General features: G+C 68.5%; 22 protein-coding genes. 19 read left to right on the top strand and 3 right to left on the bottom strand.

All coding sequences use genetic code 11. The features are described 5' to 3' along the window. The first annotated feature begins 62 nt into the window (after positions 1–62). Together ACVPT3_RS09585 and ACVPT3_RS09580 are read left to right on the top strand one after the other, a co-directional pair. The gene (locus ACVPT3_RS09585) at positions 63–1,028 is read left to right on the top strand and encodes a M28 family peptidase (protein ID WP_492040688.1); all 966 of its coding nucleotides are present in this window, start codon (positions 63–65) and stop codon (positions 1,026–1,028) included. After that, complete coding sequence (locus tag ACVPT3_RS09580) at positions 1,025–1,552, top strand: hypothetical protein (RefSeq protein ID WP_492040687.1); 528 nt, start codon at positions 1,025–1,027, stop codon at positions 1,550–1,552. The genes ACVPT3_RS09585 and ACVPT3_RS09580 overlap by 4 nt, the downstream gene beginning before the upstream one ends. A 10-nt stretch (positions 1,553–1,562) precedes the next feature. On the opposite strand, the gene ACVPT3_RS09575 is transcribed toward ACVPT3_RS09580, so the two are convergent. Continuing rightward, positions 1,563–1,739, bottom strand: a complete 177-nt coding sequence (locus tag ACVPT3_RS09575) for a hypothetical protein (RefSeq protein WP_492040686.1) — start codon at positions 1,737–1,739, stop codon at positions 1,563–1,565. Positions 1,740–1,871: 132 nt separating this feature from the next. Here ACVPT3_RS09575 and ACVPT3_RS09570 point away from each other — a divergent pair, with 132 nt between their 5' ends. From ACVPT3_RS09570 to ACVPT3_RS09505, 14 genes are all read left to right on the top strand, one after another. After that, a complete protein-coding gene (locus ACVPT3_RS09570; RefSeq protein ID WP_492040685.1) occupies positions 1,872–2,534 on the top strand; it encodes a sugar transferase in 663 nt (220 codons plus the stop codon). 219 nt (positions 2,535–2,753) lie between these two features. After that, on the top strand, positions 2,754–4,280 hold the full coding sequence (locus tag ACVPT3_RS09565; RefSeq protein ID WP_492040684.1) for a beta-helix domain-containing protein: 1,527 nt from the start codon (positions 2,754–2,756) through the stop codon (positions 4,278–4,280). 75 nt (positions 4,281–4,355) lie between these two features. Then, entirely contained in the window at positions 4,356–7,007 is a 2,652-nt protein-coding gene (locus ACVPT3_RS09560) for a TonB-dependent receptor domain-containing protein (RefSeq protein WP_492040683.1), read from the top strand. A 241-nt stretch (positions 7,008–7,248) separates the two neighbouring features. Then, positions 7,249–8,046, top strand: coding sequence for a type II secretion system protein N (locus tag ACVPT3_RS09555; protein WP_492040682.1), 798 nt, complete (start codon positions 7,249–7,251; stop codon positions 8,044–8,046). Then, complete coding sequence (gene gspD, locus ACVPT3_RS09550; protein WP_492040681.1) at positions 8,043–10,199, top strand: type II secretion system secretin GspD; 2,157 nt, start codon at positions 8,043–8,045, stop codon at positions 10,197–10,199. The genes ACVPT3_RS09555 and gspD overlap by 4 nt, the downstream gene beginning before the upstream one ends. Positions 10,200–10,203: 4 nt before the next feature. After that, on the top strand, positions 10,204–11,700 hold the full coding sequence (gene gspE / locus ACVPT3_RS09545) for a type II secretion system ATPase GspE (protein WP_492040680.1): 1,497 nt from the start codon (positions 10,204–10,206) through the stop codon (positions 11,698–11,700). Then, complete coding sequence (gene gspF, locus ACVPT3_RS09540) at positions 11,700–12,917, top strand: type II secretion system inner membrane protein GspF (protein ID WP_492040679.1); 1,218 nt, start codon at positions 11,700–11,702, stop codon at positions 12,915–12,917. Before gspE ends, gspF begins: the two co-directional genes overlap by 1 nt. Positions 12,918–12,930: 13 nt before the next feature. Next, positions 12,931–13,380 carry a type II secretion system major pseudopilin GspG gene (gene gspG / locus ACVPT3_RS09535; protein WP_492040678.1) on the top strand — a complete coding sequence of 150 codons (450 nt, stop codon included), beginning with the start codon at positions 12,931–12,933 and terminating at the stop codon, positions 13,378–13,380. Then, positions 13,349–13,849, top strand: coding sequence for a GspH/FimT family pseudopilin (locus tag ACVPT3_RS09530; protein WP_492040677.1), 501 nt, complete (start codon positions 13,349–13,351; stop codon positions 13,847–13,849). Before gspG ends, ACVPT3_RS09530 begins: the two co-directional genes overlap by 32 nt. Further along, positions 13,842–14,237, top strand: a complete 396-nt coding sequence (gene gspI / locus ACVPT3_RS09525; protein ID WP_492040676.1) for a type II secretion system minor pseudopilin GspI — start codon at positions 13,842–13,844, stop codon at positions 14,235–14,237. Before ACVPT3_RS09530 ends, gspI begins: the two co-directional genes overlap by 8 nt. Continuing rightward, the gene (gspJ, locus tag ACVPT3_RS09520) at positions 14,234–14,848 is read left to right on the top strand and encodes a type II secretion system minor pseudopilin GspJ (RefSeq protein WP_492040675.1); all 615 of its coding nucleotides are present in this window, start codon (positions 14,234–14,236) and stop codon (positions 14,846–14,848) included. The genes gspI and gspJ overlap by 4 nt, the downstream gene beginning before the upstream one ends. Next, complete coding sequence (gspK, locus tag ACVPT3_RS09515) at positions 14,845–15,831, top strand: type II secretion system minor pseudopilin GspK (protein WP_492040674.1); 987 nt, start codon at positions 14,845–14,847, stop codon at positions 15,829–15,831. Before gspJ ends, gspK begins: the two co-directional genes overlap by 4 nt. Then, positions 15,828–16,940: a type II secretion system protein GspL gene (gene gspL, locus ACVPT3_RS09510; protein ID WP_492040673.1), complete on the top strand. Its 1,113-nt coding sequence runs from the start codon at positions 15,828–15,830 to the stop codon at positions 16,938–16,940. Before gspK ends, gspL begins: the two co-directional genes overlap by 4 nt. Continuing rightward, entirely contained in the window at positions 16,937–17,407 is a 471-nt protein-coding gene (locus tag ACVPT3_RS09505) for a type II secretion system protein M (protein ID WP_492040672.1), read from the top strand. The genes gspL and ACVPT3_RS09505 overlap by 4 nt, the downstream gene beginning before the upstream one ends. A 2-nt stretch (positions 17,408–17,409) precedes the next feature. Here the strand turns inward: ACVPT3_RS09505 and ACVPT3_RS09500 are convergent, their stop codons facing one another. Then, positions 17,410–18,438, bottom strand: coding sequence for an SMP-30/gluconolactonase/LRE family protein (locus ACVPT3_RS09500; RefSeq protein WP_492040671.1), 1,029 nt, complete (start codon positions 18,436–18,438; stop codon positions 17,410–17,412). A gap of 347 nt (positions 18,439–18,785) precedes the next feature. Between ACVPT3_RS09500 and uxaC the strand changes: the two genes are divergently transcribed. From uxaC to ACVPT3_RS09485, 3 genes are read left to right on the top strand one after another with little or no spacing between them, the layout of a single operon-like run. After that, a complete protein-coding gene (gene uxaC / locus ACVPT3_RS09495) occupies positions 18,786–20,216 on the top strand; it encodes a glucuronate isomerase (RefSeq protein WP_492040670.1) in 1,431 nt (476 codons plus the stop codon). Continuing rightward, positions 20,213–21,703, top strand: a complete 1,491-nt coding sequence (locus tag ACVPT3_RS09490) for a mannitol dehydrogenase family protein (protein WP_492040669.1) — start codon at positions 20,213–20,215, stop codon at positions 21,701–21,703. Before uxaC ends, ACVPT3_RS09490 begins: the two co-directional genes overlap by 4 nt. Next, a complete protein-coding gene (locus tag ACVPT3_RS09485; protein ID WP_492040668.1) occupies positions 21,700–23,199 on the top strand; it encodes a UxaA family hydrolase in 1,500 nt (499 codons plus the stop codon). Before ACVPT3_RS09490 ends, ACVPT3_RS09485 begins: the two co-directional genes overlap by 4 nt. A 44-nt stretch (positions 23,200–23,243) precedes the next feature. On the opposite strand, the gene ACVPT3_RS09480 is transcribed toward ACVPT3_RS09485, so the two are convergent. Further along, entirely contained in the window at positions 23,244–24,890 is a 1,647-nt protein-coding gene (locus tag ACVPT3_RS09480; protein WP_492040667.1) for a pectate lyase, read from the bottom strand. Between the last annotated feature and the right edge of the window lie 42 nt (positions 24,891–24,932).

The raw sequence follows: 24,932 nt of genomic DNA, 5'->3' as shown, positions 1-24,932 counted from the left end.
TACCACGGGCTGACGCCGGACGATCCGCACGCTAGGCTGAATCATTGTCTACGGAGTCGTCCATGCCGCCTGCCGCCGTCCGATCCCTTCTGCTCGGCGGATGCGCCGCCCTGGCCCTGACCGGATGCGTCGAGCCGATCAGCCCCCCGCCGCCCGCGCCTGTGTCTGTGCCCGCCGCCGAATACGACCAACTGCTGGACGATGTGCGGATCCTGTCGGCGGACGACATGGAGGGGCGGGGAACCGGAACGCCGGGCGGGGAGCGGGCGCGGGCCTATGTCGTCGCGCGGCTCGAGGCGCTGGGCGTCGCGCCGGCGCCGTTCGGACGGTTGCAGCCGTTCGAGGGGACGGGGCCTTCGCCGCAGGGCCCGGTCACCTATCGTGGGGCCAATGTGCTGGGCCTGATCCCCGGAACCCGTGTCGGCGACCGCTACATCGTGGTCAGCGCCCACTATGATCACGTCGGGACCTATGGCGGGCAGATTTACAATGGGGCCGACGACAACGCCTCAGGTGTGGCCACGATGCTGGAGCTGACCAAGCGGCTGAAGGCCCAGGCGCCGGAGCATAGCGTGCTGCTGGTCGCGTTCGATGCGGAAGAGCGGGGGCTGCTGGGCGCGCGCGAGTTCGTCAAGGCGCCGCCCGTGCCCCTGTCGTCCATCGCCCTGAATCTGAACTTCGACATGACTGCGCGGGCCGAGACCGACGGTCATCTGTGGGTCACGGGAACGTACCAACACCCGAACCTGCGCCCGATTCTGGAGCCGCTGGCGGCGGTCGGTCCGGTCAGCTTCGCCTTCGGCAAGGATACGCCGCAGGACGAGGGGGAGAACAACTGGGTCTCGGCGTCGGACCACGGCGCCTTCCACGACAAGGGGGTGCCCTTCCTCTATATGGGCGTGGACTATCACCCGGATTATCACCGCCCGACCGACGACTTCGAGCGGATCAAGCCGGAGGTCTTCACCTCGGCGACGGAACTGGCCATCGCCGGCTTCCGCGCCCTGGACCGGTCGTTGGATCGATGATGCGGCGTCTTCTCGTTCCTGCCCTGATCGGCCCTATGCTGTTCGGCATGGCGGTCCTGGCCGGCTGCGAGCGGCGTGAGGCGCGGCCGGAGGCGCCGGCTTCAGCGCCCAAGCGTGAGGCCGATTTCCGCCATCGGCTGGAGGGGGACATCTCCGGCGACTATCGGCCCGTGGCCGAGACGACGCAGGCCTGGCGGGTCGAGAGCCTGTTCATCGGTCAGGCCTCGGCCTTAGAGGCCTGGGAGGGCGGACGGCGCCAGGCGTCGCCGTTGATCCTGACCCTGTCCGGGCCCGACGGCGCTGTGACGTTCGCGCCGCGCGTCTATGATCTGACGGACGAGAGCCTGCATCTGGTGGGGGTGTCGCCCGACGGGGCGGAGGCCACGCTGGACGCCCGGATCGATCCGGGCGCCCTGGCCACGGCGCGCCGCAACCTGGGCGACGGCTCGCCGGTGATCGCCGGCGCTGTGACGGTGAAGGGACAGCGGGTTCCGTTCAGCCTGGGCTGGTGGAACGGAGACTGATCAGGCCAGGTCAGGCGAGGGCGCGGGCCAGCAGCCATCCCCCAGTCGCGACCAGGACCCACATCAGGGCGCCCAGCCCGATCATGACGACGACCGAGCGACGACCCGACCAGCGGGGCTCCGCCGGTGGGGGCTCGACGAGCCGGAGTGGCGGGCGGCGGGGGAATTTACGATCTTCCAGAGGCACAATGCAACCTATGATAGGTTGTGCTGCGGCGTCAACAGGCTGATGATCCGTGCCGCGATGTCCGGTTATCGTCCTGGGATTGCCAATTGTGCAACCATAAGGGATATTCCCCGCGCTGGGGGGAGGGCGGACATGACGACCGTTGAGGCCGCGCTGCGCAGCATGGATGCGGACGGACCGGTTTCGGGACGTTCCGATCGCGCAAGCCGGGCCGTGATCCGTCTGCTGGACGTGCTGGCCGCCCTGGCGTGTCTGCTGTTCTTTCTGCCGACCTTGCTGCTGATCGCCTTGGCGTTGCGGGCGCAAGACGGCGGACCGGCCCTGTTCCGGCAACAGAGGATCGGCCGGGACGGGCGGCCGTTCGCCTGTCTGACGTTTCGCTCCATGACGACGGACGCCGAGGCGCGCCTGCCTCAGTCGGCGGATGGAGAATGGGCGCAGCGCAGCAAGCTGCGACGGGACCCGCGCGTGACGCCGCTGGGTCGGTTCCTGCGCCTGTCGAGCCTCGATGAACTGCCACAGTTGGTCAATGTGCTGGTTGGGGAAATGTCCTTGGTCGGGCCGCGGCCTATCGTGCCGGACGAGGCAGCCCTGTATGGGCGGCGCTTCGCGGCCTACTGCGCCGTGCGGCCCGGTCTGACGGGGCTGTGGCAGGTGTCGGGGCGCAATGACGTGTCCTATCCACGTCGTGTCGCGATGGATGTGTGGCTGGTCCGCAATCTGACGGTAAGAACCTATGTGGCGCTTCTGATCCGCACAGTCCCAGCTGTCTTGAGGCGAGAGGGCGTCTATTAGGCGAGGTTGCGAAACTGGTTTGGAGGCGGAGGAAATATTGCAAAAAAGATGCGAATTGTCCGTAAAACCTCCGCTTAACCTTCATCTTAGGGCGCATGCGCCGTCACATGGCCTGACTATGACTGAAGTTGGGCAGGAGGGACGAACACGTCATCGCGGCCGGGCATGAGCTCGACCGTCCCCTGTCATAGCTCTTTGACCAGACACGGTGGACTGACGATGACCGGCCTTCAGCTCAAGACCCTTCTCGTGACGGCGGCCAGCGCCCTCGCGCTCGCCGCGTGCGGCTCGGCCGAGGTGGCCTCTCCCGGCGAGGGCGATTTCGGCAATGGCGGCGGCGGCACGCCGACCACCCCGACCACGCCCACGCCGGGCACCCCCGCCGCCGATTGCCCGACGGGCCTGTCGAACATCGGCACCATCGCCAACAACACTTTGCGCGTCTGCCAGCTGCCGCAACAGGTGCTGGGCAACCTGACCCTGGCCGTTCGCGCCGGCACCATCTACGCCATCAGCGGCCGCACCGAAGTCGGCACCGACCGCGGCATCGACCCGGCGTCGACCACGGGCACGCAGGGCATCCTTACGATTGAACCGGGCGTGAAGATTTTCGCTTCGAGCGGCGGCGACTATCTGCTGGTCAACCGCGGCTCGCAGATCTTCGCTGAAGGCACGTCGACCAACCCGATCATCTTCACCAGCCGCCAGGACATCGAGGGCACGGCCACCGCGACCTCGCAGGGCCAGTGGGGCGGCATCGTCCTCGCCGGCCGCGCGCCGCAAGCCAACTGCCAGCTGACTGCGCCGGTCACCTGCACCGGCCAAGTCGAGGGCACCAACGCCTTCTACGGCGGCAATACGGCGGCCGACAACTCTGGTCGTCTGCGCTATGTCCAGATCAAGTATTCGGGCTTTGAAATCGCCACCGGCAACGAGCTTCAGGCCCTGACCCTGGCCGGCGTCGGCTCGGGCACGACCCTGGAATACATCCAGTCGTACAACAGCTCGGACGACGGCATCGAGATCTTCGGCGGCAACGCCAACCTGAAGCATATCGTCATCAACGGCGCCGACGACGATGGTCTGGACACCGACACCGGCTGGCGCGGCGGCGCCCAGTTCGGCATCGTGACCCAGCGTGCCCCGAACTCGACCAGCCGCTCGGCCGGCTTCGAATTCTCGTCCGCCCCGACCTCGACTGCCTACGCCTCGCGTTATCTGTCGCAGCCGAAGATCGCCAACTGGACCCTGGTCGGGCGTAACGCTCCGACTGACGCTCACACGGTTATGCACTTCGACACCGGCACCAACCCGAACCTGATCAACATCGTCGCCACCTCGACGACGGGCTCGGTCGCCGGCTGCTTCGACATCGCCGACGTCGACACCCAGACGAGCTTCGACGGCGGCTCTACGCCGTCGCTGCGTTCGATCTTCATGTCCTGCTCGGTCTCGTATCGTCCGGCCAACGTCGCCCGCTCGACGGCGGTGTTCACCAACGCCCGCAACACCAATGTCACGGCGGCGGGAACCTCGACCCTGACCGCTCCGGCCTCGGGCACGACGATCACCAATCAGAACCTGGCCTTCATCAACGGCGCCAACGAGAACGCCGTGCCGGCGGTCGATCCGAAGACGGTTTACGGCTTCTTCGACAGCGTGACCTACATCGGCGCCGTGCGGAACGCCCAGGACACCTGGTGGCAGGGTTGGACCTGCGGCCTGACCGCCGGCTCCACCTGCTGACGATGACAGCGCCGGCGGCGACCCTGAGGTCGCCGCCGGTTCTTCGCGTTTCCTGACCCCTTCAAGGCGCAGACCATGAATAGACTTACTCTGACCCTGAGCGGGGTCCTTCTCGCCACCAGTGCGCTGATCGCGCCCGGCTTGGCGTTCGCCCAGACGAATCCCACCTCCTCGACGACCCAGACGCCGGCCGAACAGGTTGAGGAACAGGCTGCCGACGTCGGCGAGATCGTCGTCCTGGGCCGCTATATTCCCGAACCCAACCGCGAGAGCTCCGAAGTCGCGGTCTTCCTGACGTCCGAAGACCTGGAGCGCACCGGCGACAGCAACGCCGCCGCAGCCCTGACCCGCGTCACCGGCCTGTCGATCGTCGAAGGCCGCTTCATCTATGTCCGTGGCCTGGGCGAGCGTTACTCGTCGGCCCTGCTGAACGGTTCGCCCCTGCCCAGCCCCGAGCCGCTGCAGCGGGTTGTGCCCCTGGACCTGTTCCCCTCCAGCATCCTGGACGGCGTGACGGTGCAGAAGACCTATTCGCCCAACTTCCCCGGCGAGTTCGGCGGCGGCGTCATCGACCTGCACACCGTCGACGCGCCGAACCAGCCCTTCTTCAACATGAAGCTGTCGCTGGGCGGCAATACCGAATCGACCGGCAAGGAAAACCTGATCTATTACGGGTCGCGCACCGACTTCACCGGTTTTGACGACGACACCCGCGAAGTGCCCGGCGCCATCGCCATCGCCTTCGACCAGGGCAAGCAGATCAATAGCGCCAACTTCACCGCCGACCAGCTCCAGACCATGGGCCAGTCGCTGGTGAACGCGCCGCTGCGCCTGTTGCAACGCGAAAAGACGCCGATCGACGGCGGTGTGGAACTGGCTGGCGGTTTCTCGCAGGACACGGGTTTCGGCACCTTGGGCCTGATCGCCGTCGCTGGATACGACAACAGCTGGCGCGCGCGTAGCGGCGTCCAGGAAGAGGGCCAGTTCCAGGGCGAAGTCCTGGTGCCGGTCTCGACCTATGCCGTGGACTCGAACCAGAACGACATCCGCCTGAACTTCCTCGGCGGCCTGTCGCTGTCTAACGCCGATCACGAGGTCAAGTGGACCAACCTCTATGTCCGCAACACGACCAAGGAAGCCCGCTCGGTCGCCGGCCCCGACTTCGACGCCGGCGGCAGCGTGATCCGCAACGACTATACCGAATGGTTCGTGCGCCAGCTGTGGAGCAGCCAGCTGGCCGGCGAACATCAGTTCATGGACGGTTCCCTGGAGATCGACTGGCGCGCGGCCTACGCCAAGACGTCGCGGGACGCGCCCTATGAGTCGCGCTTCCAGTACGGCGTGAATGCGGACGGCGACTATATCCACAACGTCCAGGGCAATCTGATCTCGTTCAGCGAACTGGACGACGACATCGTCTCGGGCGGCGTGGACGTGGCCTATACTCTGCCCTTGTCGTCGGCGCGGGAAGCCATCATCAGCGCCGGCGTCGCCACGCTGGACAACAACCGCGAAGCCAGCCGTCACGATCTGCAGTTCGAAGCCGTCAATGGCTTGACCGACGATCAACGGATGTCGCGCATCGACTATCTGTTCTCGGACTACAACATCAATCCGACCACCCTGCAGCTGCGTGAAATCGCCGGCAGCAACGGCGCCAGCGCCTATGACGCCGAGCTGCAGGTCAACGCCGCCTACGCCATGGTCGATGCGGAAATCATCCCGCTGGTCCGCACCACGGTCGGCGTCCGCTTCGAGGACGGTCAGCAGAGCGTTACGCCGCGCGACGTGTTCGGCGGAACTTCCACCTACGAGGCGACCGAGATCGAGGAACAGTATTGGCTGCCCTCGCTGACGGCGACGTGGAACTTCGCCGAGGATCAGCAACTGCGCTTCGGCGTGTCGCAGACCATCGGTCGTCCGCAGTTCCGCGAACTGGCGCCCCAGGCCTATACGGACCCGGAAAGCGACCGCATCTTCATCGGCAACCCCTATCTGGTGGACACCGAACTGCTGAACCTGGATGCGCGGTACGAATGGTACTTCGCCCGCCAGCAGTTCATCACCGCCGGCGTCTTCTACAAGGACATGGATAAGCCGGTTGAATCCGTCATCGTCGATGTGGGCAACCAGCGCCAGCAGTCGTATCTGAACGCGCCCAAGGCGACCATCATGGGCGCCGAGGTCGAGGTGAAGAAGTATTTCGAGTTCCCCGACCAGGGCATGAGCTTCATCGCCAACAAGCGCTGGCTGGTGCAGGCCAACTACACCTACTCGAACTCCGAGGTTAAGGTCGGCGACGGCGACACCGTCCTGACCCTGGGTGGCGCGGGTACGCCGGAACAGGCGTCCTTCTTCATCCAGGACGGCAGCCGTCTGCAAGGCCAGTCGGACCATGTCGCCAACCTGCAACTGGGTTGGGAAGACGATACGGCCCGCTCGCAGGCGACGATCATCGTCAACTATGTCAGCGACCGGATCACCGCCCGCGGCGCCGGCACCGGCGTGAGCCGCGAGCCCGACTTCATCCAGGAGCCGGGCGTCTTCCTCGACTTCGTCTATCGCAAGGACTTCACCGTCATGGCCCGCGACATGGGCTTCGCCCTGGAACTGCGGAACCTGCTGGGCACCGAGTTCGACGAATACCAGGAGCTGGGCAACAAGATCCGGGTCAACAACTACGACCTGGGTCAGAGCGCCTCGGTCAGCCTGACCGCCCGCTTCTGATTTCAGAAAAAGGCGACGCGTTTGCGACCGGGAGGCCTTCGGCCTTCCGGTCGTTTTCGTTTGAAAATGATCCGTATAGATCGTGACTGTCACGACATGTTCTTTGTGTCTTCACACTTCGGTGCGGCCCGCATACGGACGATTAGTCTAGATCGCGCCATGGCCGTGTGGGGGCTGGAACAGGCATGGCGTCGTGATCGCGGCTTTCCGTAGTTTTAACGTCTCCTCGGCGACCGACCGTATGCGGCGTCTGCCGCTGCGTCGCTTCGTCGAAGGCGTTCTGGTCCTGCTTTTACTGGTTCAGGGCGGGCGACTGGTCTGGCTGTTCGCCGCTCCGTCGCCGAAGTCGTCGGTGGCTGCTGCTGAGACCGCGCCCCCCGCCGTCGATCTGAGCATCCTGTCGCGCTTCGACGCCTTCTTCCGCACGGGCGGGCAGGGGGCCTTGGCTGGCGCCTCGGGTGCGGACGCCAGCCAGATGCGGCTGTTCGGCGTTCGCGCGGGCGGCGTCGGCGGCGGTTCTGCGATTATCGGCCTGGCCGACGGACGCCAGATGTCGGTCGGCGTGGGCGAGGAGGTCGAGCCCGGCCTGGTGTTGCAGAGCGTCGGGCCGGACTTCGTGACCCTGGCGCGTGGCCAGTCGATCAGCCGTCTGGAGTTCACCGAGGCGCCGGCCGGAGCCGCCGCCCCGCCGCCGCCGCCCGCTACGCCTCAGGTCCTGGGTCCGCCCGCCGCTGCGCCAGCGTCTGGTCAGGCCGCGGTCGTCGATCCTCAAAGGCTGATGGCCCAGGCGTCGCTGCGGCCGCGCATCCAGGGGCTGGGCGTCAACGGCTTCACCGTGTCTTCAGCCGGCAATGCGTCCGAGTTGCGCAGCGCGGGGCTTCAGTCGGGCGACGTCATCCTGTCCGTCAACGGCGTGGCGCTGAACAGCCCCCAGGCCATCGGCGCCCTGCGCGGCCAGCTGGCCAGCGCCCCGTCCGCTGAAATCCAATATGAGCGCGCGGGCGAGACGCGCACCACCACCATAAGGACGCGTCCATGACCGCCTCTCTGCGCCATCGCCTGAAGCGCTCCGCCGTCGGCGCCCTCGCCGCCATCCTGGCCCTGCAGGCGCCCCTGGCCGCCGCGCCCGTCATGGCGCAGGAGGCGCGCCAGACCCTGAACGTCCAGGGGGCGGACATCCGCGCCTTCATCCAGGACGTGGCCCGCACCACCGGCCGCACCTTCATCGTCGATCCGGCCGTGACGGGGACGGTGACGGTGACCAGCGACCGGCCGCTGGGCCGCGCCCAGTTGTTCGAGGTCTTCCTGTCGACCCTGCGGGCCAATGGGCTGGTGGTCACCCCGACCCAGTCGGGCGCCTATCGGATCAGCCCGGCCCAGGGCGCCGCTCAGGGGCCGTCCACCGTCGGGGCCGAGCGGTTCTCGACCGAGGTCTTCCAGCTACGCAACATCGATGCGGCGTCTGCCGCCGAGACCATCCGACCCTTGGTCGGTGCCCAGGGCCAGGTCCTGGCCAACCCCGGCGCCAACAGCGTGGTGGTGGCCGACTTTTCGGACAATCTGGCCCGCATCCGCTCGCTGATCGGCCGGATCGACGTGGACCGGTCCAGCTATGAGGTCGTGGCGCTGGAGAATGCCTCGGCGCGCGAGATCGCCGGGGTGCTGCAACAGGTCATGGCCGCGCCGGGCGGCGGCGGGCAGGGGATGGTCACCGTCACGGCGGTCGAGAGCTCCAACTCCATCGTCCTGCGCGGCGACGGTCAGGCCCTGGCGCGGGTGCGCGGCCTGATCCACGACCTGGACGGCCGGTCGCGCGCCAGCCAGGATGTCAATGTCGTCTTCCTGGAACACGCCAACGCCGAACAGTTGCTGCCGGTGCTGCAACAGGTGGTCGGCCAGCCAGTCACGGCCTCGAGCAGCACGAGCCAGGGGCTGCGGACAGCCCCGACCGGGTCGACGACCGGCGCGTCCAGCGGCCTGTCGCGCACCGCCGCCAGCCTTGGCGGCGCGGATGCGGGCGGCGGCGCCATCGGCTCGTCTACCGTGACCGCCACCGGACAGCGCGCCACCATCGCCCGCTTCCCCGGCGCCAACGCCTTGGTCATCGCCGGTCCGGCCGATATGCAGAGGACCCTGGCCGACGTGATCCGGCGGCTGGACGTGCGCCGCCAGCAGGTGCTGATCGAGGCCATCGTGGTCGAGCTGAGCGACAACGCCGTACGCGAACTGGGCGTTCAGTGGCTGTACGGCGGCGAGAACGGCGTCGGCATGACCAACTATACCGACAACGCCACGCCCCTGGTGAACATCGCCGGCGGCGCCTATGCGGGCCAGTTGGACGAGGACGATCCGCTGCGCGAACAGTTGCAGACCCTGGCCCTGAACAGTCTGGTCGGCGCCAACGGTTTCGTCGGCGGCGGCGGGTTCGAGGTCGGCGACGGCCTGTTCGGCTTCATCATCAATGCGGCCAAGACCGACAAGGGCTCCAACCTGCTCCAGACCCCGTCGATCATGACGCTGGACAACGAAGAGGCCACCTTCCTGGTCGGGCAGGAGGTGCCGATCACCACGGGCCAGACCCTGCTGGACGGCAATTCCAACCCCTTCACCACGACCGACCGCAAGGACATCGGCGTGCGGCTGACGGTCAAGCCCCAGATCAACGCCGGCGGCTCCATCACTCTGACGTTGCGCCAGGAGGTCTCGGCCATCAACGGCGGGCTGAGCAGCAGTTCGACCGACCTCGTGCTGGACAAGCGCGAACTGCAGACGACGCTGGTGGTCGACGACGGCGACATCGCAGTGGCCGGCGGCCTGCTGGACCAGAACGACATCATCCAGACGGACAAGATTCCCGGCCTGGGCGACCTGCCCGGCGTCGGCGCCCTGTTCCGCTCGAACAGCCGTCAGCGCGGGCGGACCAATCTGATGGTCTTCCTGCGGCCCACCATCATCCGCACGCGCGAGGAGGCTCAAGGCCTGGCCGCCGACCGCTGGGGCTATATGCGCGACCAGCAGCAGGCTGTGCAGCCGGATCGCGAGCCCAGCCTCGACGCCCTGGTGCGGGACTATATGCGCACCCAGGCCCCGGCCGCCCCGGCGACGGGCCAGCCGATGGTGATCGCCCCGACCGGCGTGACGGCGCCCGTGGGCTCGGTCGAGGCCGCGCCCCTGCCGCCGACCGGGAACTGATCTCATGATCACCCTGGTCAGTCCCAGCCTCCCCTATGGATTCGCCAAACGGCACGGCGTCCTGCTGCTGGACGCCGGCGATGTGGCGCGGGTGGGGCTGCGCGAGGGGGCGGACCCGAAAGGGCTGATCGAGGCGCGGCGGGTGCTGGGCCGGCCCCTGGCGGTCGAGACCCTGAGCCAGGCGGCCTTCGACCGTCAGCTGTCCGAAGTCTATGCCGGCGACCATCTGGGGGCGGCGGACGGCGAGGATCTGGACATGCCCGCCGGGCTGGATAGTCTGATCGACGATATCCCGGCGGCGGCCGACCTGCTGGATACGGCCGACGACGCGCCGGTGATCCGGCTGATCAACGGGATCATCGCCGAGGCGGTGCGGACCGGCGCGTCCGACATCCACCTGGAGACCTATGAGAGCGCGCTGCTGGTTCGGATGCGGATCGACGGGGTGCTGCGCGAGGCCCTGAGCCTGAACCCGCGCATCGCGCCGCTGCTGGTGTCGCGGATCAAGGTGATGGCGCGGCTGGATATCGCCGAGAAGCGGGTGCCGCAGGACGGGCGCATCCCCCTGGCCCTGGGCGGCAAGACGCTGGACGTGCGGGTCTCGACCCTGCCGTCTCGCGGCGGCGAGCGGGTGGTGATGCGGATTCTGGACAAGGATCAGGCGGGCCTGACCCTGGACCGTCTGGGCATGGCGCCCGACGCCCTGGCCGCCTTCCGCGCCGCCCTGGCCGAGCCGAACGGCATCATCCTGGTCACCGGCCCGACGGGATCGGGCAAGACCACCAGCCTTTACGCCGGCCTGGCCCTGCTGAACGACCAGACCCGCAATATTCTGACGGTCGAGGACCCGGTCGAATACGCCATCGACGGCGTGGGCCAGACCCAGGTCAACACCAAGGTCGGCATGACCTTCGCGGCGGGTCTGCGGGCCATCCTGCGCCAGGACCCGGACGTAGTCATGGTCGGTGAAATCCGCGACGTGGAGACGGCGGGGGTGGCGGTTCAGGCCGCCCTGACCGGTCACCTGGTCCTGTCCACCGTCCACACGAACGACGCGGCGGGGGCGGTGACGCGGCTGCGCGACATGGGGGTGGAGCCCTTCCTGCTGGCCTCGACCCTGCGGCTGATCGTGGCCCAGCGGCTGGTGCGGCGCCTGTGCGACCATTGCCGCACGCCCGAGATCGCCGACAAGAAGACGGCCAAGCTGGTCGGCGCCAAGGCCGGGGTGCAGGTCTGGCGTCCGCACGGCTGCGCCCATTGCGGCAATACCGGCTATGTCGGCCGGGTCGGCCTGTACGAGGTGCTGAAGATCGACGACCGGGTGCGGCGTCTGATTGCGGCCGAGGCGGACGAGGACGCCGTGGTCGCCGCCGCCTTCGCCGGGGGCGGGACCCTGACCGACCGCGCGCGCGCCCTGGTGCTGGACGGCGTGACTTCGGTCGAGGAGGCGGTGCGCGTCGCCCGCCAGGAGACCGCGACGGACCCGGCGGAGGCGGCCTGATGGCGGCCTTCGACTATGTGGCCGTGGATGCGGCGGGTCGCACCGTTTCGGGCGCCGTCACCGCGCCGGACGAGACGGCGGCGCGGGGGCGGTTGAAGAAGCGCCGGCTGATGCCGCTGGAGCTGACGCCGGCGCGAAACGCGCCGCGTGCCGAGCGGACGAGCGGCGCCGGCCGGGGCGACCGCCTGAACGCCAAGACCCTGGCCCTGACGACGCGCCAGCTGGCGACGCTGATTTCGGTCTCGCCGATCGAAGAGGCCCTACGGACCCTGGCGCTTCAGGCCGATCGGCCGGTGGTGCGGCGGGTGCTGGAAGGCGTGCATGCAGGGGTCATGGAGGGGCGGCGCCTGTCGGACGCCATGGCCTTGCAGGGCCAGGCCTTTCCGCCGCTGTACCGGGCCATGGTCTCGGCGGGGGAACAGTCGGGCGCCTTGCAGCCGATCCTGGAACGCCTGGCTGACGGGCTGGAGCGGGACCAGCAGGTGCGCGGCAAGGTGATCACGGCCGTGGTCTATCCCAGCGTCCTGGCCGTGGTGGCCCTGGGCGTGATCGCCATTCTGATGGCCTTCGTCGTGCCCAAGGTGGTTGATCAGTTCGAGAGCATGAACCAGACTCTGCCGCTGCTGACGCGGCTGGTGATCGGGGTGTCGGACCTGATGCGGAACTGGGGGTGGCTGTTCCTGATTGTGCTGGCCGGGCTGGTCGTCGCGGGAGTAGTCGCGCGGCGCCGGCCCGAAATCCGCCTGCGGATCGACCAGGCAATGCTGCGGCTGCCGGTCATCGGCCGTCTGACGCGCGACCTGCATGGGGCCAAGATGGCGCGGACCCTGTCGACGATGATCGCCGCCGGCCTGCCGGTGCTGGAAGGCCTGACCATCACGGCTCGCACCGTGTCCAACATGGCGCTGCGCCGGGCCACCGAATCCATGGCCGAGGCGGTGCGCGAGGGCGGGGGGCTGTCGGCCGCCATGCGCCGCGCCGACGTCTTTCCCACATTGCTGGTCTATATGACCGCCTCGGGCGAGAGCAGCGGGCGGCTGGAGCCGATGCTGGAACGCGCCGCCGACTATCTCGAGCGCGAGTTCTCGACCTTCACCGCCGTGATGCTGAGCCTGCTGGAGCCGGCCATCATTGTGGTGATGGGCGGGGTGGTGGCGATGATCGTCCTGTCGATCCTGCTGCCCATACTTCAGATCAACACCCTGGCCATGGGGTGAGGAGAGTTTAGTCATGACGTCAGAAAATCAGAACAAGCGATGCAAACGCCAGGGTTTCACCCTGGTCGAGCTGATGGTGGTCATCGTCATTATCGGCCTGCTGGCGACGGTGGTGGCGCTGAATGTCCTGCCCAGCCAGGATCGGGCCATGGTCGGCAAGGCCAAGGCGGACATCTCGGTTCTGGAACAGGCGATCGAGACCTATCGCCTCGACAATCTGAACTTCCCCACAGACCAGCAGGGGCTTCAGGCCCTGGTGTCCGCGCCCGCCGGCCTGGCCCAGCCGGAACGTTATCGTGAGGGCGGCTATGTGCGCCGCCTGCCGGAAGATCCGTGGGGCAACCCCTACCGCTATCGTCGCCAGAGCGCGCACGGTCAGCAGTTCGACGTCTTCTCCCTGGGAGCGGACGGCAAGGAAGGGGGCGAGGGCAATGACGCGGACCTCGGCAACTGGCAGGGCTAGCCTCGCTCAAGCAGCGCGCCGCCGCGCGGCGCGCTTTGGCGCAAGAACAAGAGCAGGCTTCACCCTTGTCGAGCTGATGGTCACAATCACGGTGATCGGACTGGCTGCCGGGGCGGTGGTTCTGTCCATGCCGGATCCCCGCCCGGCCGTGGGGCTGGAGGCGGAACAGTTCGCCGCGCGGCTGTCGCGCGCCCGTGAAGAGGCGATCCTGACCAACCGGTCGGTGGCGGCGGACGTGGACGCGTCCGGCTATGGGTTTTCCAGTTTCGACGGCGCCGTCTGGACGCCGCTGAACGGCGTCTTCGTGGCCCGGACCTGGAGCGAGGGCGTCGTCGCGCCGCGCGAGCCCGTGCGCGTCGTCTTCGATCCCACCGGCGTGGCCGACCCTGTCCAGGTGCGGCTGACACGCGACAACCAGTCCCGCACGGTCGAGGTCGACGGCGCGGGGGAGGTGGCGATCCATGATTGATCGTCCTTCATCGGCCATGCCCTGCCCGAAGGGTGGATGGGCGGCCGGCTTCACCCTGATCGAAATGCTGGTGGCTCTGGCGGTCTTCGCCCTGGCGGCCATGGCCCTGCTGAACCTGTCGGGCGAGAGCACCCGCTCGGCCGTGCGCGTCGAGGCCCGCACCCTGGGCGGGATCGTGGCCGAGAACATCGCCGCCGAGGCGATGATCGCGCAGAGCTTGCCGGTCGGCGAGACGTCGGGCGAGACCCTGATGGCCGGTCGCGTCTGGCGCTGGCGTCGCGTCGTCACGGGGACGGACGTCCCCGGCATGGGGCGGATCGATGTTCGCGTCTCCACCGACGAGGGTCAGGTGGCGGACCGCGTCCTGTTCCGGTCGGCCGGGGCATGAGGGCGTCGCCGCGCATTCGGGGGAGCCGAGCCCGGGCGGGCTTCACCCTGGTCGAGGTCCTGGTGTCCCTGGCCATTTTCGCCCTCTTGGCCGGGGCCGGCGCCCTGGTGCTGAGCCAGACGATCGACACACGGTTCGCTATCCGGGCCGAGACGGACCGGATCGGGGACCTGCAACGGATGCGGGCCCTGCTGAAGGCCGACCTCGCCCAGGCCGCCCCCCGCCGCACCCGCGCCCCAACCGGCCGCCCCCTGCCGCGCGCCCTGATGGGGCAGGAGGCGCCGGGCGATCCGATCCTGACCCTGGTGCGCAACGGCTGGTCCAACCCTGACGGCGCGGCGCGTCCGTCGCTGCAGCGGGTCGAATACCGGGTGGTCGAGGATCGGCTGGAGCGACGGGTGTCGCCCTATCTGGACGGCGCTCGCGCCGGACCGCCACAGGTGCTCTATCGCGGGGTCAAGGACGCCGCCGTCACCTTCATCCTGAACGGCTCCGAGGCCCAGGCCTTCTCGGCCTCGAGCGACAGGCCCCTGCCGGACGCCGTCCGCATCGTCATGACCCTGGACGGCGTCGGCCGCCTGGATCAACTGTTCCTGGTCGCCTCCGCATGAGCAAGGGCCGGGCGTCGCGCGAGGGTATGGCCCTGTTGACCGTCCTGCTGCTGGTGGCGGTGATGGCCGTCGTTGCGGTCGCGATTCTGGACGATGTCCGCTTCTCGGTCCGCCGTACGACCAATGGCGAGACCCAGGCCCAGGCCCAGTGGTACGCCGCCGGGGCCGAGAGTCTGGCCCGACGTCAGATCGCCGATCTGATGAAGGTCGATCCCGCCCGCACCCCGCTCGAGCCGCGCTGGAATGGTCGGGTGATGGAGTTTCCGGTGGAGGAGGGCTCCATCCGCGCCGTCGTCACGGACGGCCAAGCCTGTTTCAACCTGAATTCCCTGGTTTATGGCCAGGGCGAAGACCTGTTCGCCCGCCCCGAGGGCGCGGCCCAGTTCATCGCCCTCGGCGAGGCTGTCGGTCTTTCGCGGGCGCGCATGACCGCCGCCGCCGCCGCCCTGACCGACTGGATGGACGAAGACGCCGAGAGCCGCCCCAATGGCGGCGAGGACGCGCGCTACGCCGGCCTGACCATCCCCTATCGCACCGGCGGCGTCATCCTGGCGGATGTCAGCGAGATGCGCGCGGCGGCCAATATCGACGCGGAACTCTACCGCCGGCTCCGGCCCTATGTCTGCGCCCTGCCCACGACCGCCACATCCGCATTGAACGTCAACACCCTGACCCCGGCCCAGGCGCCCCTGCTGGTGATGCTGACAGGCGGGGCGATCGGCTTGCAGACGGCCCGGGCCGCGATCGCCGCGCGGCCGGTTCCGGGCTGGACCAGCATTGACGCCTTCTGGGGCCAGCCGGCGCTTAAAGCTTTCACGCCCGATGATGAGACACGCGCGCAAGTCACTTTGCTTACGCGATATTTCGATCTTCGGGTCGATATAGACTACGGCGGCGCCCATGCCGTCCGCACCGCCTTGCTCCACGCCGCGCCGGACGGCGGCGTGCGCACCGTCATCCGCCGATGGACCCCCGAAGAATGAGCCAGACCCGTATTGTCATCATCCCGCCGGCGGCCTCGATGCCGGCGCCCTTCATGACTTTCGACGCCGCAGGACGAGTGCTTCAGCGCGGTTCGTTGCTGATCGAGGATATCGTCTCCGCGCCGGACGTCCGCACCGTCGCGATTGCGCCGGGCGCCGATATCCTGGTGCGCTGGCTGGATCTGCCCGTCGGCGGCGCGGCCCAGGTTCGGGCGGCGGCCCGCTGGGCGTTGAAAGAGGAACTCGCCGGCGATCCAGACCGCACCGTGGTGGCGGTCGGCCCCATGCTCCGGGGCGCCGAGGCGTCCCCGCGGGTGGTCGCGGCCGTGAGCGCCGGACTTCTGGAGGCCTGGACCGACTATCTCGGCGCCTTGGGCGTGACGCCCGCCGCCATCGTGCCCGATTGCCTGGTTCTGCCGCCGCCGGAGGGGGACGCGTTGAACGCCTCTGTCTTCGGGACCGACATGGGGCTGCGCGGCGTGGCCTTCGCCGCCACGGTCCAGACGGATCTGGTTGAGGTGGTGGCCGACGGGCGTCCGTTACGCCGCATGGACGACGCCGAGACGATGGAGCGGTTGCTGGCCGCCGCCGCCGCAGGGCCGGCCGTCGATCTTCTCTCCGGGCTGGAGCGCAAGCGCGAGGGAGGGCGGACTGGCGGCTGGCGGCTGGCGGCCGGATTGGCGGCGGCCCTGGTGGTTTCGCCCCTTGTCCTGACCCTGGCCGCAGGCGCGCGCGATCAGGTCGCCGCCGACCGCGCCGAACGCGAGACGCTGGCCCTGATCCAGCAGGCGCTGCCGGACGCGGCCCGGGCCGCCGATCCCGTGGAGGAGGCGAGGCGGCTGCTGGCCGTGGCCGCGCCGCCGGGCGGTCTGGCCGCGGCCTCGGCCGCCCTGTTCGCCGCCGTGGAACAGGTCGAGGGCGCCGAGCTGGACAGTCTGACCGCCGATCCCGGCCAGGGCGTCCGCGCGACGCTGAGCTATCCGGCCTTCTCGGACCTGGAGACCATCCGCACCGCCCTGGCCGTGTCCGGCCTTTCCCTGTCCGACGCCTCGACTGTCGAGGACGGCGGCCGTGTCGTCAGCGAAGTGATCGTGGGAGGCGCCGCATGAACGGCCTGATGTCTCAAGCCGCCGCCTGGTGGGACGGCCGCACCCTGCGCGAGCAGCGCATGTTGGCGGTGATGGGGCTGGCGATCGCCGCCGTCCTGATCTGGTTGCTGATCGTGCGCCCGGCCTGGGCCTGGCGCGCCGACGCCGCCGAAGCGCGCGCCGTCGCGGAGGCCGATCTGGCCATGGTGCGGACAGCGACCGGCCGCCTGTCCGGCGGCGCCGGGACAACCGGCGTCGACGTCTCGGCCGTGGTCGCCGAGGTCGGCGGCGTCACGGGGCTGACGCCAGTCATGGGGATGTCGGCGGACGGCGGTCTGGGCTTCAGCCTGACCAACGTCTCCACCACCGCCGCCTTCGGCTGGCTCGCCGCCCTGCACGATCGCAAGGTCGAGGCGACCACCCTGAACGTCGTCGAGAATGCTGACGCCACCATCAGCCTGGAAGGCGCCCTGGCTCCCGCCGCCTGACCCTATCCCCGCGTGAGGGTCCTGAGTCGCAGCAGCCGGTCGCCGGCGGTGATGAACAGCGTCCGGCCGTCCTCGCCGAAGGCGCAGTTGGCCGCCGCGCCGCCGGTGTCGATCCGGCCCAGGGCGCGGCCGTCCGGCGTGAGCACATGGACGCCGCCCGGCCCGGTCGCGAAAAGATGCCCCTCGACATCGACCGCCAGCCCATCCGGCAGGCCCGGCATGGCTTCTCGGGTCACAGCGGAGAAGTCCTTCAGGACCCTTCCGTTGCGAGCCCGGCCTTCGGCGTCGAGATCATAGGCCATCAGCACCGGCCGTGCGGGATCGGACACGGCGACATAGAGGGTGCGCTGATCGGGCGACAGGGCGACGCCATTGGGAAAGGTCAGGTCGTCCACCAGCCGGGTGACGTCGCCGTTCGGATCCAGCCGATAGACGCCGTTCTGCGCCATCTCCTTCAGGGGCGACTCATCCATGTCCTTCAGGCCGTAGGGCGGGTCGGTGAAGAAGATCGCCCCATCCGACGCCTTGACCAGATCATTGGGCGAGTTGAACCGGGCGCCCTCGTGCCGCGTGGCCAGCAGGGTCTTGCTCCGGTCGGCCAGGTCGACGCGGGCGATCACGCGGTTTCCGTGGTCAGCCATCAGGATCGAGCCCTCTGGTCCGACGATCAGCCCGTTCGATCCCGGCTCGCGGAAGCCGGAGGCGTCGGGGCCGTCGTATCCCGAGGGCTCCATGAAGACGGAGACGCCGTCTTCCCGCGACCAGCGATGAATCCGGTTTTCCGGCACGTCGCTGAATAAAAGATAGCCGCCATCGGCGATCCAGACCGGCCCCTCGGACCAGGTGAATCCTTCGGCCAGGATTTCGGGCCGGGCCTCGGGGGCGATCAACCGGTCGAGCGCCGGATCGTGTCGAAGAATCGCAGGTTCGCGCGGGTTCATGGCCGGTCCAGAGGCCGCGGCGGAAAGGGTGGAATGGCCGACGACGCCGACGAGACCGCCGGCGAGGACCAGGCGACGGGAAAGGGGCAAGGCGAGTCTCCAGGGGCGGCGGTCGAACGACGAGGGGTGGAGCGAAACGGCGTCATGAGATCCAGCGACAGGATTTTCCGGTCTCAAAACCGAGTCTGGGAGGATCCGGATAGAGAGCTGTTTTCCTCTCCGGCGGCAAGCCATCAACCTGTCGCATCCATTCTCGTGCAAGGGCTGGCGCCGGCCACAGGGATCGAAAGCGCGCCACCCAGTTTCCTCAATCGGGCACAGCCGGCAGACGCACAAGTGTCCGTTTAGGCCAAGGTAACCGGTGTCTTTTTTCGCGACGCGTTGTATTTGTCGCTCGGTCGTCCTTCGGGAAACGCCGCGTGAGGAACCAAAAGACCATGCCCAAGCCTCTGAGACTCCATCCTGATCGCCTGTTCCCCTCGGACCCCGCCACGCGCGCCGTGGCCCGTCGTCTCTATGCCGAGATCAAGGACCTGCCGATCGTCAGCCCGCATGGACATACGGATCCCTCCTGGTTCGCGCTCAACGAACCCTTCGCCAATCCGGCCGAACTGCTGATCACGCCCGACCATTATGTTTTCCGGATGCTCTACAGCCAGGGCGTGGCGATGGAGGACCTGGGGGTGCCCATGCAAGGTCCAGGGGGCGCCGACGGCGGGACGGTGGAGACCGATCCGCGCAGAATCTGGCGCCGCTTCGCCGAGAATTATCATCTGTTCAGGGGCACGCCGTCGCGCATCTGGCACGACTGGGTCTATGCGGAAGCCTTCGGCATAGACGTGCAATTGTCGGCCGAGACGGCCGATCATTATTACGACGTCATCGATGCGGCGCTGAAGACGGACGCCTTCCGTCCGCGCGCCCTGTTCGATCGGTACAACATCGAGGTTCTGACCACGACGGAATCGCCGCTCGACGACCTGAAACACCACCAGGCCATTCGCGCCTCGGGCTGGAAGGGACGGGTGCTGACCGCCTATCGGCCCGACCCGGTGCTGGACCCGGACTACGAAGGGTTCCGCGACAATCTCGCGCTTCTGGCGGACCAGACCGGGCAGGACACGACGACCTGGGCAGGGTATCTGGACGCCCTGCGCGTCCGCCGCGCCTTCTTCGCCTCCATGGGGGCGACCTCGACCGACCATGGCCATCCGACCGCCTTTACCGCCGACCTGTCGCGCGCCGAGGCCGAAGCCCTGTTCAATCGCGTATCGACCGGCCCGGCGACCCGTGAGGACGCCGAACTGTTCCGCGGCCAGATGCTGACCGAGATGGCGGCGATGTCGGTGGAGGACGGGCTGGTGATGCAACTCCATCCGGGGTCGTTCCGCAATCATAACGGCCTGGTCTTCGCACGCTTCGGCCGCGACAAGGGCGCCGACATCCCGACCCAGACCGACTACGTCCATGCCTTGAAGCCGCTGCTGGACCGGTTCGGCTCGGACCCGCGCCTGACCCTGATCCTCTTCACTCTGGACGAGACCAGCTACAGCCGCGAGCTGGCGACGCTCGTCGGCCATTATCCGGCCCTGCGCGCCGGTCCGCCCTGGTGGTTCCACGACGCGCCGGAGGGGATGCGTCGCTTCCGCGAGCAGATGACCGAGACCGCGGGCTTCTACAACACCGTCGGTTTCAACGACGACACCCGCGCCTTCCTGTCGATCCCGGCGCGGCATGACGTAGCCCGGCGCATGGACTGCGGCTGGCTGGCGCAGCTGGTGGTCGAGCACCGGCTGGATGAGGACGAGGCGCACGAGGTGGCCCGCGCCCTGACCTATGACCTGGTCAAGGCGGCCTACAAGCTGTGACGCGCCCGAACTCGAGACTGGACGAAACGGTCCTGGACCGCCTTCCCGACGCGGTGGCGGGCCCGGGCTATGACCGCGCCGCGGTCCGGACGGGCGTGGTCCATCTGGGGATCGGCGCCTTCCACCGCGCACATCAGGCGGTGGTCTTCGACGATGCGATAAGGGGCGGCGACCTCCGCTGGGGCGTGCTGGGCGCCTCGCTGCGGTCGCCGGGCGTACGGGATCAACTGAACCCGCAGGACGGCCTCTACACTCTTGTCGTCCGCGACGGCGCCGAGGAACGCCTGCGTGTCATCGGGGCGGCGAAGGGGGTTCTGGTCGGTCCGGAAGACCCTGCGGCCCTGGTCGCCGCCATGGCCGAGGCGGACGTGCACCTCGTGACCCTGACGGTCACGGAGAAGGGCTATCGGCTGGATCCGGCGACCGGCGCCCTGTTGCTGGACGATCCGGACGTCGCCGCCGACATCGCCGACATTACTGCGCCCCGCACCGCGCCGGGCTTCATCGTTGCGGCCTTGCGGGTGCGGAAGGCCCAGGGGCTGAAGCCCTTCACCGTCATCTCCTGCGACAATCTTCCGCACAACGGCCGGCGGATCCGCGCGGGCGTCCTGGCCATGGCGCAGCGGATCGACCCGGCCTTGGCCGAATGGATCGATGCCGAGGGAGCTTTCCCGCAGACCATGATTGATCGCATCGTCCCGGCGACGACGCCTGACGACATCCAGCGGCTGGAGGGCCGCCTGGGCGTCCGCGACGAGGGAATGGTCAAGGCGGAGCCCTTCACCCAGTGGGTGATCGAGGACCGGTTCGCCGGCGAGCGGCCGGATTTCGCCGCACTGGGCGTGCAACTGACCGACGCGGTCGAGCCGTGGGAAGACGCCAAGCTGCGCCTGCTGAACGGGGCGCATTCGGCCCTCGCCTATCTCGGCGCCTTGTCCGGCTACGACCATATCGACGAGGCGGTCGCCGTCCCCGCCTTGCGCGCCTATGTCGAGGCGCTGTGGGACGAAGCCCAGACGACCCTCGACCCGCCGCCCGGCCTGGACCTCGCCGCCTATCGACGCGAGCTGATGTCGCGTTTCTCCAACTCGGCCCTGATGCACCGGACGCGACAGATCGCCATGGACGGCTCGCAGAAACTGCCTCAGCGGCTGCTGGCCGGGGCGGCCGAACGGCTGAAGGCCGGGCAGGGGATCCGCGCCCTGGCGCTCGGCGTCGCCGCCTGGATGCGCTGGCAGTCGGGCCTGACCGAAAGCGGGGAACCGGTGGTCGTCGATGATCCCCTGGCGGCGAAGACGGCCGAGCTCGTGGCCGGCGCCGACAGCGATCACGCGCGGGTCGAGGCGCTGCTGACCTTGTCGGCGGTTTTCCCGCCGGACCTGGCTGGCGACGCGCGGTTCGTGCACGCGGTCGCAGACGCCTATCTGTCGCTCAGCGCGAACGGCGCCGTCGAGGCCGCACGTCGCATAACGGAAGCGAAGACATGAGCCGTGTCCTGGTGCTGAACCCTGCCGACGACGTCGCCATCGCCCTGGACGATGTCGCCGTCGGCGACACGCCGCAGGGGATGGATGTCGACGCCCGCGCCGACATTCCGACCGGTCACAAGATCGCGCGCCGCGCCGTGGAGGAGGGCGGGCTTGTGCGTCGCTATGGCCAGGTGATCGGCCGGGCCAGCCGGCGCATCGCCGCCGGCGATCACGTCCATGTCCACAATCTGGCGGTCACCGAGGACGGCCGCGAGGTCGAGGTCGGGCTGGACGCCCGGCCGCCCGCGCCGCTTTCGGGCGCGAGCTTCCAAGGCATTGTGCGGCCCGACGGCCGGGTCGGCACGCGCAACTACATCGGCGTGCTGACCAGTGTGAACTGTTCGGCGACCGTGGCGCGCCGGATCGCCGACGCCTTTTCCGACTCCAGCCTGCCCGAGGGTGTCGACGGCGTGGTGGCCTTCACGCACCAGGGGGGGTGCGGCGGCTCTTCGCTCTCCGGCGACGTCACCCTGTTGCAGCGCACCCTGGCGGGGTACGCCCGGCATCCAAACTTCCATTCCATCCTGATCGTGGGCCTGGGTTGCGAGGCGAACCAGATTCCGGCCTGGCTGGCGAACGAGGGACTTGAGGCCGGCCCGCAGTTGCGCGCGCTCACCATCCAGGAGGCGGGCGGCACAGGCCGCGCTATTGAGGCGGGCGTGGCGATCGTCGGGGAACTGGTCGAGGCGGCGTCAAAGGTCCGCCGCCAGACGGTGTCGGCCGCGCACCTGGTCGTCGGCCTGCAATGCGGCGGGTCGGATGGATGGTCCGGCGTGACGGCCAATCCGGCCCTGGGCGCGGCGGTCGACCGGCTGGTGGCGCACGGCGGTTCGGCCATGCTGTCCGAGACGCCGGAAATCTGGGGCGCCGAGCACCTGCTGCTGCGGCGCGCGGCCTCGCCCGAGGTGGCGGACAGGCTGATGGCGCGGCTCGACTGGTGGCGGGCCTATGCCGACAGGCACGCGATGGAGCTGAACAACAATCCCTCGCCGGGCAATCTGAAGGGCGGGCTGACCACCATTCTGGAGAAGTCGCTGGGGGCGGTGGCCAAGTCGGGCTCCACGCCGCTGAACGACGTGATCGGTTATGCCGAACCGCTGCGTACGGCGGGTCTCAGCTTCATGGACAGCCCCGGTTATGATCCTTGCTCGGCGACAGGCCAGATCGCCTCGGGCGCCAATCTGATCGTTTTCACCACGGGACGGGGCTCGGTCTTCGGCGCCAAGCCTGCGCCGTCGATCAAGGTCGCTTCGAACGCCAGACTGGCCAGCTGGATGGACGAGGACATGGACATCGACGCCTCGCCGGTGCTGACCGGGACCAGCCTGGAGAACATCGGTCAGACCATCTTCGAGAAGATGCTGGCCGTCGCCTCGGGCGAGCCGTCGAAATCCGAGGCGCTGGGCGTGGGGGACAACGAGTTCGTGCCCTGGCAGGTAGGCGCCTACCTCTGATGAGGCAGGGGCCGACCTGATCATCAGGCCGGCCCCTCTTTTGATCAGTCGGCCAGCGCCTCGATCAGATCGCCCATGTTGCGGACGAAGACCGAGGTGGAGACCCCCTCGACCGGGAAGTCGGTGTGATAGGGCGAGGTGTCCCACAGGTCGCCGACGCGCGTCATCTGGTACTCGCCGCCCGTCACCTCCGCCGGCGAGTCGCCGCGATAGGGATTGGACGTGGTGGTCAGCGGTGTCGACCAGTAGCCGCGCGTGTTTAGGGCGGCGATGATCTCGGCCGCGCGACCGGGCGCGGGTCGGTTCAGTCGACGGGCGTCGGTCGACATGTCCCACACGTCCACGTCCTGCAGGGTGAAGTATTTCGGCAGGTTCAGCGACCCGGGCCGCGCCTTCAGCGGCGATCCCCGCGTCGCCTCCTCGACCGGCAGGCCCGAGAGCCGCTGGTATTCGGCCCGCAGGGCGGGGGTGTCGACGTTACGGAAGGATCCATAGTGGACGACCAGATTCGTCGGGTTGTCGTCGGCGTAGTACTGGCCGTTGGCGATGTTGGAGCCCCGACGGTGGATGTAGACGGGGGTGTTGGCGCCTTCGAGGATGAAGGTCGGATGGGTCCGCCCCGGTCCGCGCAGTTCCGGCGGTGACGCGACCTGGTCCAGCCAGTCCAGGGCTTCCGGCAGCCGGGCCAGGTATTTGTGATCCCCGGTCAGGCGATAGAAACCCATCATCGAGCGGATGTTCGTGCCCGTCGCGTGGGTGACGAAGGCTTGCGGCTCGATCGTCCGCGCCCCGGCCGGTTTCAGGGTGTCGGGGAAGTGCTGCAGACCCCAGGCCGGCTGGGGCTGGGGCTGCTGGGTCTTCACGAAGATGTCCATGCCCCGGTTGATGGCGTCCAGCACCCGGGGATCGCCACGCCCGTTCCGGGCCAGACCATGATAGGCGTAGATCAGGAACTCCAGGTTCTCGCCGGCGACGTCGTCGTTGAAGGTGATGTAGGGGGTGTAGTCCGCGTGGCCGTGCAGCCCGCCGCCCTGGACGAAGGGATAGCGCTGGGGCCAGCCGCCGTTCTCGTACTGGCTGTCCAGCACGAAGGCGATCGCCTTGTTCAGCGGGGCCAGGTATTTGGGATCGCGCTTCTCAAGATATATGCGCAGCATCAGCTGCGACGCCTCGGCCGTGCCGGCGTCATCGAAAGTGGCGTTGCCGTAGTAGCGCTGGAATTCCTCCAGCCGCCAGGCGTTTTTCCCCACCGTCGCATACCATCGCTTCAGCGACTCCTCGCCGGCGGTGTCGATGACATAGTTCCAGCCACCCGCCGGGTGCTGGCCCCGGACCAGGGCGTCGGCGGCCGACTTGGCGGCCGCGTAGTAATATGGGTCGCCCGTGGCGTGATAGGCGTCCAGGAACAGGTGGCCGACGGTCGCGGTGCCGGGCGGCTGGACCCAGATCATCGTCGGATTGGCTTCAAGCTCGCCCCAACGGCGCGAGAAATCGGGCAGGTATTGCCAGACATAGCCGCCCCCTACGGCGGCCTCCTCGCTCATGAACCGGGTCGCCCGCTTCATCGCGTCCAGGATGGCCGCGCGGTTCGGCGCCGCCTGGGCCGCCACGGGCAGGGCGGGGGCGGAGGCGGCGACAAAGGTGGCGGCGGCGCCGGCGGCCAGCAGGGCGCGGCGGTTCATGATTGGCATACTGAGCTCCTGGATGTCCTCTGAACGGTTCTTCGCGACCGT

The organism is Brevundimonas sp. FV1ps31S (genome assembly GCF_058681265.1).
The sequence above is the reverse complement of the archived record's forward strand: the minus strand, read 5'-3'. Positions and strand labels throughout refer to the sequence as shown.

Bases quoted from the DNA above. Each gene is read 5' to 3' on its own strand.
- ACVPT3_RS09570 (WP_492040685.1), top strand. From the start codon at position 1,872: ATGACGACCGTTGAGGCCGCGCTGCGCAGCATGGATGCGGACGGACCG.
- uxaC (WP_492040670.1), top strand. From the start codon at position 18,786: ATGCCCAAGCCTCTGAGACTCCATCCTGATCGCCTGTTCCCCTCGGAC.
- ACVPT3_RS09530 (WP_492040677.1), top strand. From the start codon at position 13,349: ATGACGCGGACCTCGGCAACTGGCAGGGCTAGCCTCGCTCAAGCAGCG.
- ACVPT3_RS09580 (WP_492040687.1), top strand. From the start codon at position 1,025: ATGATGCGGCGTCTTCTCGTTCCTGCCCTGATCGGCCCTATGCTGTTC.
- ACVPT3_RS09480 (WP_492040667.1), bottom strand. From the start codon at position 24,890: ATGCCAATCATGAACCGCCGCGCCCTGCTGGCCGCCGGCGCCGCCGCC.
- gspJ (WP_492040675.1), top strand. From the start codon at position 14,234: ATGAGGGCGTCGCCGCGCATTCGGGGGAGCCGAGCCCGGGCGGGCTTC.
- ACVPT3_RS09560 (WP_492040683.1), top strand. From the start codon at position 4,356: ATGAATAGACTTACTCTGACCCTGAGCGGGGTCCTTCTCGCCACCAGT.
- ACVPT3_RS09555 (WP_492040682.1), top strand. From the start codon at position 7,249: ATGCGGCGTCTGCCGCTGCGTCGCTTCGTCGAAGGCGTTCTGGTCCTG.
- gspE (WP_492040680.1), top strand. From the start codon at position 10,204: ATGATCACCCTGGTCAGTCCCAGCCTCCCCTATGGATTCGCCAAACGG.
- gspF (WP_492040679.1), top strand. From the start codon at position 11,700: ATGGCGGCCTTCGACTATGTGGCCGTGGATGCGGCGGGTCGCACCGTT.
- gspG (WP_492040678.1), top strand. From the start codon at position 12,931: ATGACGTCAGAAAATCAGAACAAGCGATGCAAACGCCAGGGTTTCACC.
- gspL (WP_492040673.1), top strand. From the start codon at position 15,828: ATGAGCCAGACCCGTATTGTCATCATCCCGCCGGCGGCCTCGATGCCG.
- ACVPT3_RS09485 (WP_492040668.1), top strand. From the start codon at position 21,700: ATGAGCCGTGTCCTGGTGCTGAACCCTGCCGACGACGTCGCCATCGCC.
- gspK (WP_492040674.1), top strand. From the start codon at position 14,845: ATGAGCAAGGGCCGGGCGTCGCGCGAGGGTATGGCCCTGTTGACCGTC.
- ACVPT3_RS09585 (WP_492040688.1), top strand. From the start codon at position 63: ATGCCGCCTGCCGCCGTCCGATCCCTTCTGCTCGGCGGATGCGCCGCC.
- gspI (WP_492040676.1), top strand. From the start codon at position 13,842: ATGATTGATCGTCCTTCATCGGCCATGCCCTGCCCGAAGGGTGGATGG.
- ACVPT3_RS09505 (WP_492040672.1), top strand. From the start codon at position 16,937: ATGAACGGCCTGATGTCTCAAGCCGCCGCCTGGTGGGACGGCCGCACC.
- ACVPT3_RS09565 (WP_492040684.1), top strand. From the start codon at position 2,754: ATGACCGGCCTTCAGCTCAAGACCCTTCTCGTGACGGCGGCCAGCGCC.
- gspD (WP_492040681.1), top strand. From the start codon at position 8,043: ATGACCGCCTCTCTGCGCCATCGCCTGAAGCGCTCCGCCGTCGGCGCC.